The organism is Streptomyces sp. BE303 (genome assembly GCF_036290945.1).
Classification (GTDB): Bacteria; Actinomycetota; Actinomycetes; order Streptomycetales; family Streptomycetaceae; genus Kitasatospora.
In genome coordinates this window covers 1-283 of sequence record NZ_JAQYWZ010000626.1, presented here as the reverse complement: position 1 = coordinate 283, position 283 = coordinate 1, and the positions used below count along the sequence as shown (strand labels likewise).

Annotated in this window: 1 protein-coding gene; it reads right to left on the bottom strand. The window is 71.7% G+C overall.

Translation table 11 applies throughout. The features are described from left to right. The coding region (locus PUR56_RS14405; RefSeq protein ID WP_329949200.1) for a PIN domain-containing protein at positions 1-283 on the bottom strand (283 nt) is incomplete at both ends.

Here is a 283-nt window from a genome sequence, read left to right as displayed (position 1 = left end):
GACGTCGTACCCCTCGGCCTGCAGGTTCCGCGCGACCGCGAGGATGCGGGTGTCCGCCTCGCCGCCCCCGACCCGGTAGCCGGCCGGCAGTATCGACAGGTCGGAGTGGTTGAGCTCGACCCGGATGGTGCCGCCGAGCTCCCCGACCGGGATCGGCTCGTCGAGACGGCCGAAGCGGATCCGGAAGTCGTCGAGCAGCCGCAGCGCCTGGCGGGCGAAGTAGCCCAGTTCGGGGTGGTGCCGCTTGGCTTCCAGCTCGGTGACCACGACCACCGGGAGAACG